This is a genomic window from Kribbella soli, from assembly GCF_004331345.1.
Taxonomy (GTDB): domain Bacteria; phylum Actinomycetota; class Actinomycetes; order Propionibacteriales; family Kribbellaceae; genus Kribbella; species Kribbella soli.
On record NZ_SJJZ01000006.1, the window covers coordinates 266,587 to 279,497 of the forward strand.

Consider the following 12,911-nt stretch of genomic DNA (forward strand, 5'->3'; position numbering starts at 1 on the left):
CGGTTGCCACCGCGTTTCCCTTTGCTCTCGTTGGTCGCGCAGCTCTGAGAGCTTCTCGCCGAACTCAGCCGATGGGCAGGAAGGTGTCCAGGTACTCGTTGCGGAACTTGCCGGTTGGGTCGTACTTCGCCGCCAGCGCGACGAAGTCCTTCACCTTTGGGTATCGCTCGGCGAGCGTGGCTGCGTCGGCGGCGAACACCTTGCCCCAGTGCGGCCGCGCGTCGAGCGGCGCGAGCGCCTCCTCCAACGCTGCGACGACCGGGCGGACGACGGCCTCGTCCTGGACCCAGGTGAAGTGCAACGCGACCGTGTCACGGCTTTGGCTCGGGCTCAGCCACAGGTCGTCGGCGGCGATCGTCCGGACCTCCGACACCTGGATCACCGGCGCGAACTGGTTGCCCAAGGCCCGCAGTACGTCGAACGCCTCGGCGGCCCGCTCGCGCGGTACGAAGTACTCCGACTGCAGTTCGTCCCCGTTGCTCGGCGTGAACTCGAGGCGGAAGTGCGGCAGACGCTCGTTCCACGGCCCCGCGACCCCACCCTGCTGGGTCGCGTAGTCGGCCGGCATCACCTTGATCGGGTGCCGCGGCCCGTCGGCGAGCGTCGCGCCCAGCCACTCCGGATCGGGCGCGGTCAGCTCCCGCCGCTTGCGCCACACCATCACGTCCGGGTCCACCCAGTCGGTGAACGCGCTCACGCTGTACGCGCTCCCCATCACCTCGGCGAAGTCCGCCCCGAGCCGCTCTACCGGCAACCCGTCGTACACCACCTGGCTGATCTGGTACGACGGTTGTACGTCGAGCGTCATGCTCACGGTCACCCCGAGCGCACCGAGCGAGATGACCGACCCGGCGAAGTCCGGGTCATCCCGAGTCAACGTGACGAGCTCACCGGAAGCGTCTACGAAGCTGATCGCGTTGACCGCGTCCGCCAACGGACCGTTGGTGTCACCGGAGCCGTGCGTGCCGGTCGAGCACGCGCCCGCGACCGAGATGTGCGGCAGCGACCCGAGGTTGTGCAACGCCAGTCCCTGGGCCTGCAGAGCCGCCGTGATCTCGCCGTACCGGAGCCCGGCCGAGACCGTGACACCACGGTCGCCGACGTCGATCACCGTGGGCAGGTCGGCGACGCTGACCAACGTGCCGGTGCTGTCGGCGATCCGGTTGAACGAGTGCCCGGTCCCGAGCACCCGCACCTTCTCGGCCGCCGCGACCAGCTCCTGCAGCTCCTCGATCGTCCGGGGCCGCTGGAGCTCACTCGCAAAGCTGACGTTCCCCGCCCAGTTGGTCACAGCACCCACGCCGACCTCACCTCTCTCGACCTGCACGATCCGTCCCCCGCAGCCTCGCACACCAGCCGCCCGGACACCCGGCCCCGTCCAGCCCCCGAGCCTCCCCCATCTCGGGTACGGAGCGTGGTTTGATGGCGCGCGATGGCCATCTGTTTCGGTATCGCCGGGTTCTGGTTCCTCGTCTTCGGCGTCAGCTTCCTGCGGGACCGGCGGCTGTTCAAGAACGGGATCTTCCTGGTCCTCACGCTGATGTTCGCCGGCCTCGGGCTGATCTTCGCGGTCGAGGCGGTCAGTGAGACCGCCGCCAAGGTGCTGGTGGTCGCGGTCCTGGTCGCGATCCCGCTGACGATCGCGGTGCTCGCGGTGTTCCTGGTGATCAACGGCGTCACGATGCTGCGCCGGGAGCGCCGCCGGTTGTCCAACTTGCTGTCGCTGCTGGTCGGCCTCGGGATCATCGGCTTCGTGATCTTCAGTGTGCTGGTGCAGAAGATCGGCTGGGAACCGCTGGCCGCCGTACGGTCGGTGCTGCTCGGCGTCCTGACCTACATCTCGTTCCTGTTCCTCTGTTTCCTGGTGTACGCGTTCTTCTACAGCCGGGTCCGTTCGTCGCGGAAGGTGGACTTCGTCGTCGTCCTCGGCTCGGGCCTGATGGGGTCGCGGGTCACACCGTTGCTGGCCAGTCGCCTCGACCGCGCGCAACAGGTGTACGAGCGTGCGCTCCGCAAGGGCCGTTCGCCGCAGCTCGTGACGTCCGGCGGGCAGGGTCCGGGTGAGGATCTGCCCGAGTCGCACGCGATGGCGGCGTACCTGGTCGAACACGGCGTACCGGACGACCAGATCCTCCGCGAGGACAGGTCGACGACCACCTGGGAGAACCTGACGTTCAGCCGGGACCTGATGGTGGAGCTGCAACCGCAGTACCGCTGCCTGATCGTCACGAACAACTTCCACGCGTTCCGCGCCGCACTCACGGCCCGCAAGGCGAAGGTCAACGGCCAGGTGGTCGGCTCCCCGACGGCGGCGTACTACTGGCCGACAGCAACAATCCGCGAGTTCGTCGCGATCCTCGCCAGCCACCCGTACATCAACGGCGCCATCTGCCTGCTGATCGCCCTCATCGCGATCCTGCCGCACTTCTAGACACGGCCGACCAGACTGCGACTGAGGCGCGTCAAACACAACGGCGACAGGAACAGTCCCGCGGTGGCGACGAGCAACGCAGTCCGTACGCCGAACACACCGGCTGCCGCTCCGCCGAGCAGTGCGCCGAGTGGGGTCAGACCCAGACCGAGGAAGTTGATCGTCGCGACGACCCGTCCCTGGACCGGCAGCGGCGTGACAAGTTGGCGGATCGCGACGACCGCCACGTCGACGGATTGGCTCAAGGCGCCGTACAGGATGTTGATCGCGATCAGCGCGGCGACCGTGATCGGACCGGGGCCGTGGAGAGTGGAGGTGATCAGCATGACGAGGTCCGAGACGAGCGCCGCGTACACCACCACGCGCCCGTAGCCGAATCGTCTCGGCAGCCACGCGGACAGCAACGAACCGATCAGCACTCCCGGGCCGAACGACGCCATCACCAGCCCGACGACCGCACCAGGCAGGTCGAGCGTGCGTGTGAGGAAGAGCAGGTACACAGTCGTCAGCGCGGTGAACGAGAACTGGTACGCACACGTCGCGGCGGCGATCGCCCGCAACGAAGCATCCCGTACGACGACGCGCAGGCCTTCACCGATCTGTCGCAGTACGCCGCTCTGCGCGACCGGCGTACTCACCCGGTTCCGGATACGGCTGACGGACAGGCTGGAGAACGCGTACAGCACAGCACCGGCGACCACCGCGATCGGCGCGCCCAGCAGCGACACGAGTCCACCGCCGAACGCGGGGCCGCAGATCTGCGCGGCCGATCGAGTGGTCTCGAGCATACTGTTGCCCTGGGCAAGTTGATTCCGCTCGACGAGCTGCGGCAACGAGGCCATGTACGCGACGTCGAAGCAGACGGTGAACAGTCCGACGGTGAAGCCCACGACGTACAGGAACGGCAGGCCGAGGCCCAGCCCGAGCGGTACGGACGCGAGAACGACGGCGCGGCCGAGATCCGCGGCCACCAGCACGGTCCTGGATCGCAGGCGGTCGACGAGAACGCCGACGGCCAGTGAGAAGAGCAGGATGGGGAGTCCCTGCACGGCGCGCAGTATGCCGAGTTGTGCGGCACCGGCGCCGAGCGAGGTGACCGCGACCAGCGGCACGGTTACCTGACCGGCGAAGCTTGCGAGTTGCGAGGCGCTCTGGCCGAGCCAGAGCCACCGGAAGTCATGATGCTTCCACAGCGACACAGAGTTGTCCCAGGAGTCGACCCAGGGACCACAGCCCCGGGCAAGGAGGAGCTGCGCCACTCACGCACGCCGGAACCGGCGCCAACACTGTGCAAGCGGCACGCGATGACAGATGCGTTCAGCGCGTGCCCGGTTGACCGGGCATCCCCAACTCCTCGTGGACTGTCGACTCGGCGGTCAGCCTAGTTCGTTGCCCACCTGCTGAACCACTCAATTGCGCCGGTCGGTCAGCGGCGGCGGGGCTGGACCAGGCCGGACTCGTACGCGGCGATCACCAACTGGGCCCGGTCGCGGGCGTGCAGCTTCGCGAGCAGGTGCCCGATATGGGTCTTCACTGTGCCGCGGCCGACGTGCAGGTGATCGCAGATCTCGTCGTTCGACAGTCCGCGCGCGATCAGCGACAGCACCTCCCGTTCGCGCTCGGTCACGCCGTCGAGACCGGTCATCGGCGCCTGACCCGGCTCGGCCAGCCGCGCGAACTCGGCGATCAGCCTGCGCGTGATCGAGGGTGCCAGCAGTCCTTCGCCCGCCGCGACGACGTTGATTGCCTGCAGCAACTCGACGGGCGGGACATCCTTCAGCAGAAACCCGCTCGCCCCGGCCCGCAGGCCGGCGTACACGGCGTCGTCGAGATCGAACATCGTCAGGATCAGCACCCTGGTCCCGGCCGTCTCCGGCGCCGAGCAGATCCGCCGGGTCGCCTCGATCCCGTCCAGCCGGGGCATCCGGACGTCCATGAGTACGACGTCCGGTCGCTCGCGCCGCGCGAGGTCGACCGCCTCGATCCCGTCCGCCGCCTCGCCGACCGTCGTCAGCCCGGGCGTGGTGTCGATCAGCACGCGGAAGCTTCCGCGCAGCAACGCCTGATCGTCGGCGACCAGCACCCGGATCTCACTCATACGGCAGCCGTACGACGACCTCGAAGCCGCCACCCGCGCGCGGTCCGGCACGGTACGAACCGCCGTACACACTCACCCGCTCCCGGATCCCGATCAGGCCATGTCCCTCCACCACTGCACCACCCGCGCCGTCGTCGGAAACCTCGAGCTGTACGGCGTTCGCGGCGCCGGTGATCGCGATCCGGCAGCGTGCGGCGCGGGCGTGCTTGGTGACGTTGGTCAGGCACTCCTGGACGATCCGGTGGACGGTGAGTCCAACGGCCTCCGGCAGCGGCTCTGGTACGTCGACCTGCAGCTCGACCTGGACGCCCGTCGACTCGACCCGGCTCACCAGATCCGGTAGCGCGGCGAGACCCGCCGGCGGTGCGAGATCCACCGGCTCGTCGGAGGTCCGCAAGAGGCCGAGCATGTGCCGGAGCTCGACCAGGGCGTCACGGCTCGTGGACTCGATCACCGACAACGCGTCGGACACCTCCTCGGGACGTACCCGCAGTACGTGGTTGGCGACCCCGGCCTTGACCGCGATCAATCCCATGCTGTGGGCAACGATGTCGTGCAGTTCGCGGGCGATCCGCAACCGTTCCGCGGCCACCGCCTGTTCGGCCAGCACCTGCGCCGCCCGCGCCGCAGCAGCCCGTCGGTCCCGGACGACCTGTCCCAGCACCCAGGCGCCGTACAACGCGGCGATCCCGGTGAGCACAAGCGCGGGCCGGGCCTGACCGGCCGGTGCGCCGGCCACCATGGCGAGGAGCAGTACGACGAAGCCGACGGCGCCGGCGAGGCCGATCAGGCGGCGGCTGGACAGCGGCCTGTTCGAGGACCGGGTGAGTGCGACGACGTACAGGACGTAGGCGGCGGCGAGCAGCGGATCGTGCAGGGCGTCGACGACGTACGCGGTCGCAGACATCACGGATACGACGGCGAAGGCGGGGACCGGCCAGATCCGCCGTACCGCGATCGGCAGCGCGAGCCCGAGCGCGACGAGCCCGGGCCCGGTGGACGAGGTGAGCAGGACGAGGACGGCGTACCCGGCCGCGACGACGCAGTCCGCGACAATCAGCTGTCGCCGGCTCAACCCGTACTCCTCTGACACCCCTCGAACCTAGCCGAGCCAACAGACCACCACCTCAGCCCGAAGTCCGACGGCCCGTGGTCCGATGAGCAGCCAGAGTTTCCCGGCGGACTTGCGGCTACCGCGAACGCAGTCAGCCGGTTGCCGGGGGAAGAGACACCTTCCGGGTACTGCGGACAGGAAATATCAGGTGCAAGCCCACCTGAACCTGTCACACGGCCCCGCAGTTCACCCAGACACCGGACAGGAGAACCGCTATTTCGGGTCTCCAGCCACCGCAGGGTGTCTGCGGTCTCGTGAACTGGCTGCGCGGTGCCGGCCGCGGTGTGATCTGCAGCTCGACAGGATGTGTCAGGTGGCCGGGTAGTGCACCTGAGCGTGAGTATGTCCGCGCGTACACCGTCTCACCGGTGCACTACCTGTCCAGCTGCAGATCACCCGTTCGCGAGAAGCGGTGCCGCCACCAGCCTGAACACCCGGCCGGCGCGCGGTGTTGAGGTCAGCGGACGCGGACGGAGACTGTCGGGCTCTTCTGGACGTTGCGGCCGTCGCTGACCTCGAGGTGGTACGACACCGTCTGACGGCTGGTCAGGCCGGAGTCGGTGACCGAGGTGACGGTTGGCTTCGTCCAGGAGTTCGACGTCCGCGACCAGCTGCCGATCCGCGTCCTGCCGCGGTACACCAGGTAGGTGAGCGTGATGTTGTCGCGGTCGAGCACGGTCGGGAAGGCGATCGTCACCTTGTTCACCCGCGCGCTGGCGACCTTCGGCGCGGCCGGCCGTGCCGGCGCCGCGCCACCCGGCATGTTCGTGAACCGGGTCAGCCCTTCCTGCGGTACGCCGTTCACCTTGGTGAAGTCACCACCCGCCCAGAGGTCGTTGCCGCCAGACGCGAACGCGAGCGGACCGACAAGGGTCGTGCCGCCGGCGGTTGCGTTCGGGAACCACGGACCGAGCTTCCCGGTGATCGCGCTGTAGACGAGAAAGTGGTGCATCCCGGTCTTGTCCGGGAACGCCCCGTCCGCGCTGCAGTCGTGGGCGTGCGAACCCTTGTACAGCCAGTTCCCGATCGCCTTGATCGCCTCGGTCGCACCCCGGCACTTGCTCTGCCAGAGCAGCTTGCCGGTCGTGGCGTCCGCCGCGAGCACCCCGTCGTAGCAACCCACGCTGAAGGTACCGGCGTTCGACGCGAAGACCTTGTTCCCTTGGACTTCGAGGTCCTTGACCCGGCTGTCGCACTCCTCGGACTTCGGCGGGATCGCAGCCGCAGCGGGCATCGAGAGCGCGGCGCCGGTGGCGGCGTTCAGCATCGCGAGCGCGTGGATGTCACGTCCGCCGATCCTGGTGAACCCGCCGCCGACGAACGCCCGCTTGCCGTCGGTCGACAGCTCGATCGCATGGACGTCGTCGTTCGCGTTCGGACTCCACGACAGCAGCGCACCGCTGTTCAGGGTGACCGCGGCCGCCCGGCCGCGGGCGACCTTGTCCACGGTTCCGAACGAGCCGCCGAGGTAGACGGTGCTACTGGAGACCTTCAGCGCCGCGACCCGGTAGTTCACGACCGGGTCCCAGCCGGCCACGAGTTTGCCGCTGGCGACATCGAACATCGCCACCCGCGACCGCGGCACCCCGTCGACGACGGTGAAGTCGCCGCCGATCACGACCCGCCGGCCGTCCGGGGAGGTCGCGACGCTCCACACCGGCCCGTTGACCTGCGGCGCGAACCGCGTCGGTACGCCGGTGGTCCGGTCGAACACCGCGAAGTACTTCCGCGCCGCGTCCCCGACCCCGCGTGCCTTCCCCGGCGGCCGGACCCGAGTGAACAGGCCACCCGCGAACACCAGGTTCCCCGCGACGGCGAGCGCGTTCACGCTCGCGTTCGTCTGCCAGGCCGTCTGCTGCACCGACGACAGCGCGGACCCGAACCCGCGCGGCGCGGTGGCGGCGGTCCCACTGACAGCGTCAGTAGCTGCCTGAACAGCGGGACCGGACGGAACCAGTGCAGCGGCACCGACCGCCGCAGCGGTGACGACAGCCAAAACGGCCTTCTTCATGAGCAAACCCCCAAGGGCCCGCTCCGGCGGAAGATGCCGACCCCATGACTTGATGACAATGCGCGGTCAAACGATAACTGTCGGCACACGCACCTCGTGGCCCGGGGTCATCTGCGGTAGCGGCGGCCGGGGCGGCAGCCGGCCAGGGTGTGGGTGCCGGTGCCGCTGACATGCGGGACCAGGCCGTAGTAGATGCGCGGTGCGCCGTCGAGGGTCAGCGTCGCCTTGCCGTTGGTGACGGGCAACGTCCGAGCCTGCCCGATCGCATCCAGCTCTCGTACGGCGGAACTCGCGGCAACCGTCAGCGGTGTCTTGGTCGGCCACGGGTCGACCCAGACCTCCGGCGCCGGGAAGTGCCAATCGGTGCGCTGACCGGCCGTGTTGAGGATGTAGCCGTCGGCCCGGTTCCACAGCACGACCGCCGGCCCGTCCGGGGTGTCGAACCACAAGCCGGACGTCAGCGGATCCGCAAAGGTCAGCTGCCCGCGGAAGACGGCCTGGTCGAGCACCCGGGCCGCTGTCGCATACGCCAGCAGCGACGGCTTCGGACTCAGGTCGCGGTTCATCAGGCCGAAGTGGTACTCGACGTTGTCCGGGTCGGCGATCTGCGGCATCCCGAGCACACTGTCGTGGAACTGGTACCAGCAGACGCACCGAATGCCCTCGGCCTTGGCCAGCGCCAGACTCAACAGCACGTTCTCCGCAGCGTGGCGATAGGTGTCGTGCCACCAACTGTTGGGCTTGGTCGGCGCGTACGCCTCCGTCAGCCAGATCTCCTTCGCACCGTGCTCGGCCATCAACGCCTTGAGCTGCTTCAGCCCGCCGTAGAAGTTCCAGTAGGTGCCCACGGCACCTGTGTCCCAGTCGTCGCCCGGCGGGATGTAGTCGGGCGTGAAGTTGCCGCGACCCGGGTGGTAGGCGAAGGCATCGATCAGGTCCCAGCCGCCCGCGGCGATGAAGTTCTCCACCCACGGCTTGTCCATCCCGGCCAGCCCGTTGTTCATCAGCTTCACGGTGTCCCCGGTGACGGCCCGGCGGTCGAACACCGGCCGCATCACCTTGTCCAGATAGGCCTGTGCGGCATCCCCGGTGTTGAACGGCCGGTTCAGTTCGTTGCCCACCTCGAAGTACCCGGCACCGGCACCGGCCGCCACCGCCAGCTTGTCCGCGGCCCAGGCGGCCGCCTCGGTGTCGGTCACGGTCAACGACGGCTGCAGTTCGATGTTGTGCCGCATCCCGCGCGCGTCGAACGCAGACGGTGGCAGCCCGGGCCCACCGTCGTACGCGATCCGGACCACGCTGATCCCGGCCCGCTGCCACAGATCGAGTACGGCGTCGGCGCTCGGCCGCTGGAGCCACGGGTAGTTGGCGATCCCGAACATGCTGTCCGCGCCGGCCTGGTAGTCGTACGCCGGGAGCACGGCGAGATTGGTCCGCGCGAAGGCCTCGTCGTCGCCGGATCGGACCACCACCTCCGCCAGCGCAATCCCACTGGCCGGCGCGGTCAGGTTGAAGGTGTGTTGCCAGGTGCCGGCCGCGGCGACGCTTCCGGTCACGGTCGTCGAGGCCAGGAGTACGCCGTCGAAGCTGCGCATCCACAGTTCGAGGTCGACCGACTTGGCCGTGCCCCCGTTGGCCACCAGCGCGGTGAGCTGCATCGGCGCACCGGCCGACTCGTACAGATTGAAGTCGCTGTTGGTGGTGAGCTCGATCCCGAGCTCCCGCCCGCGGCCGATGGTGGCCGTCGCCGACGGGCGCGTCTCGGAGAAGAAGAAGTCGGCCCGGCTGGTCCAGCCGCCGGCCGGATCCACCACACCCGGCGAGTGCACCCAGGTCGCGTTCGTCCACGCCTGCCGGGAGCTGTCCAGCAGGAACAGACCGTGCAGGCTGGAGCTCCACGTCGACGTGTGCGCGACGCCGACGGTGTCCTCGTACGGGATCCCGCCGCCGGCGTCGCGGATCCACTCGGTGATCGCGATGTAGTCGTCCGGTGCCGTCGGCGCCTGGATCGCGCGGCTGAACAGGAAACCGTCCGGGAGCAGCGTGTTCGCCCCGGTGATCCGCCATTCCAGCCGGGCGTGCGACGTACTGACGCTGAACCAGCCGGTGACCACCGTCGAGCCGGCGGCGGCATCGAAGGTGTAGTCCATCCGGATCGCCGGCGTACCGTCCGCGAGGGCGCTCAGCGTCGGGGTGCCGCCGGTGGAGGTCAGGACGCCGGCGACGCTGTCCTTGACCTGGAACTTCGACCCGGCGGACCGCGTGACGCCACCAGCGTCACGGATGGCGAGCCGGCCGCCGGGGCTGGCCAGCAGGCTGATGCCGCCGGCTGTCAGGGTCACGTCACCGGCCGCGGCGAACGCGCTGATCGGGGTCGCTTCGGCGACCAGTACGACACCGGCCGCGAGCGCCGCGCCGAGCAGGCTGCGGCGGCTGAGGGTGGAGGTCATCGACTACTCCTTCTGATAATGCGCATCTTCAGATCGATGGACGGAACGTTCCCAGCCCCGAAGCTCGTCGTCAAGAGGTCATTGCGCTAACGACTTTTCCTGGGCTATGGTCGCTGCAGCTTGCTGAAGATAGGCATTATCACCACGGAGGAACGATGGCACCGAAACCTCGCCGGGTCACCCAGCGCGAGATCGCCGAACTCGCCGGCGTCAGCCAGACCACTGTGTCGGTGGTGCTGAACGACCGCGACGGCGGCGGAGTGCGGATCCCCGAGGCGACCCGGGCACGGGTCAAGCAGGCCATCGAGCAACTGACGTACGTCGCTGACCCGGCGGCGCGCCGACTGGCCGGCCTGGACAACCAGATCATCGGCGTCTTCACGTACGAGGCCGCGCTGTCCCCGGAGAGCATGGACTTCTACGGGCCGTTGCTGAACGGGATCGAACGCGCCGCCGAGCAGATCGGCTGGGACCTGCTGTTCTTCACCTCGTCACCGGTCGAGGACGGCACCCGGAGCCTGTTCCACCGCAAGACCCGGCTGCGGCTGACCGACGGCTGCGTGCTGCTCGGCCAGCAGATGGTCGCGTCCGAGCTGGAGCGACTGGTCGCGGAACAGTTCCCGTTCGTCGCCATCGGCCGCCGGGACGAGACCGCCGCCGCGGTGCCGTACGTCGCCATCGACTACGTCACGCCGACCACGGCGCTGATCGACCAGGCCGCGGCCGCCGGGCACCAGCAGGCGCTCTACGTGCACCGCGGCCGGGACACGCCCGCGGCCCGGGACCGTCGCGGTGCCGTCGAGGCCGCCTCTGCAGACGGCCGACTCGCGTTCCTGCTCGTCGGAGAGGAGCGGATCGCCGACCTGCCCCGACTGGCGCAGGCCACCGGTGCGACCGTCATCATCGCCGAGGACGCCTTCCTGATCGAGGATGTCGTCCACGCGCTGACGGCCGCTGGAGTCGCCGTACCAGACGAGATCTCGGTCGCGGCACTCGGCGAGGTCCGCGGCCATCGGATCGAGGGCCGGCCGCTCGCGGGCTTCCACGTCCCGAGGGAACAACTCGCGGCCGAGGCGCTCGACCTGCTCCAGTTGCTGATCTCGACCGAGCCGCAGGAGTGGGCCGACCTGGAGACGCGGCGGCATCTGGTCGCCGAGGTCGAGTCCGGCGCCACCATCGTCGTACGGACCGGCTCATGACCGAACGGATTTCTACCGAGGTCGCGATCATCGGCGGTGGTCTCGGCTCCGTCGCCGCCGCGCTGGCGTTGCTGCAGCGCGGCCGGCGCGTGGTGATGACCGAGGAGTACGCCTGGCTCGGTGGACAGCTCACCTCGCAGGCAGTGCCGCCCGACGAACACATCTGGGTCGAGCAGTTCGGTATCACCGCCCGATACCGCGCGCTCCGCGAAGGCATTCGCCGCTACTACCGGGATCACTACCCACTGACCGACGCCGCTCGCATGGATCGCGAGCTGAATCCGGGACGTGGCCGGGTCAGCCGCCTGTGCCACGAGCCGCGCGTGGCCGACGCGGTCATCACCGCACTCCTCGCGCCGTACCGGTCAACCGGGCGGCTGACCGTTCTGCAACCCTGCGTGCCGGTCGCGGCCGAGGTGACCGACGGCGTCGTCCGCACCGTCACGGTCGCGGATCCGACGACCGGGGCCGAGACCGTGATCTCCGCCGAGTTCGTCCTGGACGGGACCGAGACCGGCGACCTACTGCCGCTGACCGGCACGGAGTACGTCGTCGGCGCCGAGGCGCGATCCGACACCGGTGAGCCGAGTGCCGCGGAGGTCGCGGATCCGGCCAACGTGCAGTCGATCGCGTGGTGTTTCGTGTTCGACCACGCCGCCGGCGACCACACGATCGCGCGGCCTGACGACTACGACTTCTGGCGTTCGTTCGAGCTGCCGTTCTGGGGCGCGCCGATGCTGTCCTTCGTCGCCCCGAACCCGCGGACGCTGGCGCCGGAAGAGCGGACCATGATCGTCAACCCGGCCGCCGACGCCACCGGGGACCCGCGGTTCGACGCGGGCGACAACGACCTGTGGCAGTTCCGCCGGATCGCGGCCCGGCAGAACTTCGCCGACGGCTTCTACGACAGCGACATCGTGCTCGCCAACTGGCCGCAGCTCGACTACGTCAGCGGCTCGATCATCGACACCGACGACCGCGCCGTACATCTGCTGGCCGCGAAGGCGCAGTCCCGTGCCTACGTGTACTGGCTGCAGACCGAGGCACCACGTCCGGACGGCGGTCGCGGCTGGCCCGGTCTGCGGCTCCGCGGCGACCTGGTCGGCACCACGGACGGCTTCGCGCAGGCGCCGTACATCCGGGAATCGCGCCGGATCAAGGCGCTCACCACCGTCCGCGAGCAGGACATCTCGATCAAGGCCCGCGGGTACGACGGTCCGGCCCGGTTCGACGCTTCGGTCGGAGTCGGGATGTACCGGATCGACCTGCACCCCTCCACCGGCGGCGACAACTACATCGACGTCGAGTGCGCACCGTTCGAGATCCCGCTCGGCGCGCTGGTCCCGGTGGCCACCCACAACCTGGTGCCGGCCGCCAAGAACATCGGCACCACCCACATCACCAACGGCGCCTACCGGCTGCATCCGGTCGAGTGGAACATCGGCGAATCGGCCGGCGAACTCGTGGCGTTCTGCCTCGAGAGCGGCCTGAGCCCGCAGCAGATCGCGACCGACGACACCCTCGTCGAACGCCTCCAGGGCCGGTTGAGCGAGGCCGGGGTCGAGCTCCACTGGCCCGAGATCGCCGGCTACTAGTCATCCCCAGCAC

9 protein-coding genes are annotated in these 12,911 nt (G+C 69.1%); 3 read left to right on the top strand and 6 right to left on the bottom strand.

What is annotated here, in order from left to right:
- Nucleotides 1–64 precede the first annotated feature (64 nt).
- A complete protein-coding gene (locus E0H45_RS40405) occupies nucleotides 65–1,300 on the bottom strand; it encodes a D-arabinono-1,4-lactone oxidase (RefSeq protein ID WP_131348289.1) in 1,236 nt (411 codons plus the stop codon).
- A gap of 132 nt (nucleotides 1,301–1,432) precedes the next feature.
- Here E0H45_RS40405 and E0H45_RS40410 point away from each other — a divergent pair, with 132 nt between their 5' ends.
- Nucleotides 1,433–2,431, top strand: coding sequence for a YdcF family protein (locus E0H45_RS40410; protein ID WP_131347776.1), 999 nt, complete (start codon nucleotides 1,433–1,435; stop codon nucleotides 2,429–2,431).
- Here E0H45_RS40410 and E0H45_RS40415 read toward each other — a convergent pair.
- From E0H45_RS40415 to E0H45_RS40435, 5 genes are all read right to left on the bottom strand, one after another.
- Entirely contained in the window at nucleotides 2,428–3,630 is a 1,203-nt protein-coding gene (locus E0H45_RS40415; RefSeq protein ID WP_131347778.1) for an MFS transporter, read from the bottom strand. The genes E0H45_RS40410 and E0H45_RS40415 overlap by 4 nt on opposite strands.
- Nucleotides 3,631–3,857: 227 nt before the next feature.
- A complete protein-coding gene (locus E0H45_RS40420) occupies nucleotides 3,858–4,529 on the bottom strand; it encodes a response regulator (RefSeq protein WP_131347780.1) in 672 nt (223 codons plus the stop codon).
- Nucleotides 4,522–5,622, bottom strand: a complete 1,101-nt coding sequence (locus tag E0H45_RS40425) for a sensor histidine kinase (RefSeq protein ID WP_202872752.1) — start codon at nucleotides 5,620–5,622, stop codon at nucleotides 4,522–4,524. The genes E0H45_RS40420 and E0H45_RS40425 overlap by 8 nt, the downstream gene beginning before the upstream one ends.
- A 478-nt stretch (nucleotides 5,623–6,100) precedes the next feature.
- Nucleotides 6,101–7,654 (bottom strand): WD40 repeat domain-containing protein, encoded by a 1,554-nt coding sequence (locus tag E0H45_RS40430; RefSeq protein ID WP_131347782.1) that lies wholly within the window; start codon nucleotides 7,652–7,654, stop codon nucleotides 6,101–6,103.
- Nucleotides 7,655–7,761: 107 nt separating this feature from the next.
- Nucleotides 7,762–10,104, bottom strand: coding sequence for a hypothetical protein (locus E0H45_RS40435; RefSeq protein ID WP_131347786.1), 2,343 nt, complete (start codon nucleotides 10,102–10,104; stop codon nucleotides 7,762–7,764).
- Between the two features lie 155 nt (nucleotides 10,105–10,259).
- On the opposite strand from E0H45_RS40435, the gene E0H45_RS40440 reads away from it, so the two are divergent.
- On the top strand, nucleotides 10,260–11,303 hold the full coding sequence (locus E0H45_RS40440) for a LacI family DNA-binding transcriptional regulator (RefSeq protein WP_131347788.1): 1,044 nt from the start codon (nucleotides 10,260–10,262) through the stop codon (nucleotides 11,301–11,303).
- Entirely contained in the window at nucleotides 11,300–12,898 is a 1,599-nt protein-coding gene (locus tag E0H45_RS40445) for an FAD-dependent oxidoreductase (RefSeq protein WP_238155675.1), read from the top strand. Before E0H45_RS40440 ends, E0H45_RS40445 begins: the two co-directional genes overlap by 4 nt.
- Nucleotides 12,899–12,911 lie beyond the last annotated feature (13 nt).

Bases quoted from the DNA above. Each gene is read 5' to 3' on its own strand.
- E0H45_RS40440 (WP_131347788.1), top strand. From the start codon at position 10,260: ATGGCACCGAAACCTCGCCGGGTCACCCAGCGCGAGATCGCCGAACTC.
- E0H45_RS40410 (WP_131347776.1), top strand. From the start codon at position 1,433: ATGGCCATCTGTTTCGGTATCGCCGGGTTCTGGTTCCTCGTCTTCGGC.
- E0H45_RS40445 (WP_238155675.1), top strand. From the start codon at position 11,300: ATGACCGAACGGATTTCTACCGAGGTCGCGATCATCGGCGGTGGTCTC.
- E0H45_RS40420 (WP_131347780.1), bottom strand. From the start codon at position 4,529: ATGAGTGAGATCCGGGTGCTGGTCGCCGACGATCAGGCGTTGCTGCGC.
- E0H45_RS40430 (WP_131347782.1), bottom strand. From the start codon at position 7,654: ATGAAGAAGGCCGTTTTGGCTGTCGTCACCGCTGCGGCGGTCGGTGCC.
- E0H45_RS40435 (WP_131347786.1), bottom strand. From the start codon at position 10,104: ATGACCTCCACCCTCAGCCGCCGCAGCCTGCTCGGCGCGGCGCTCGCG.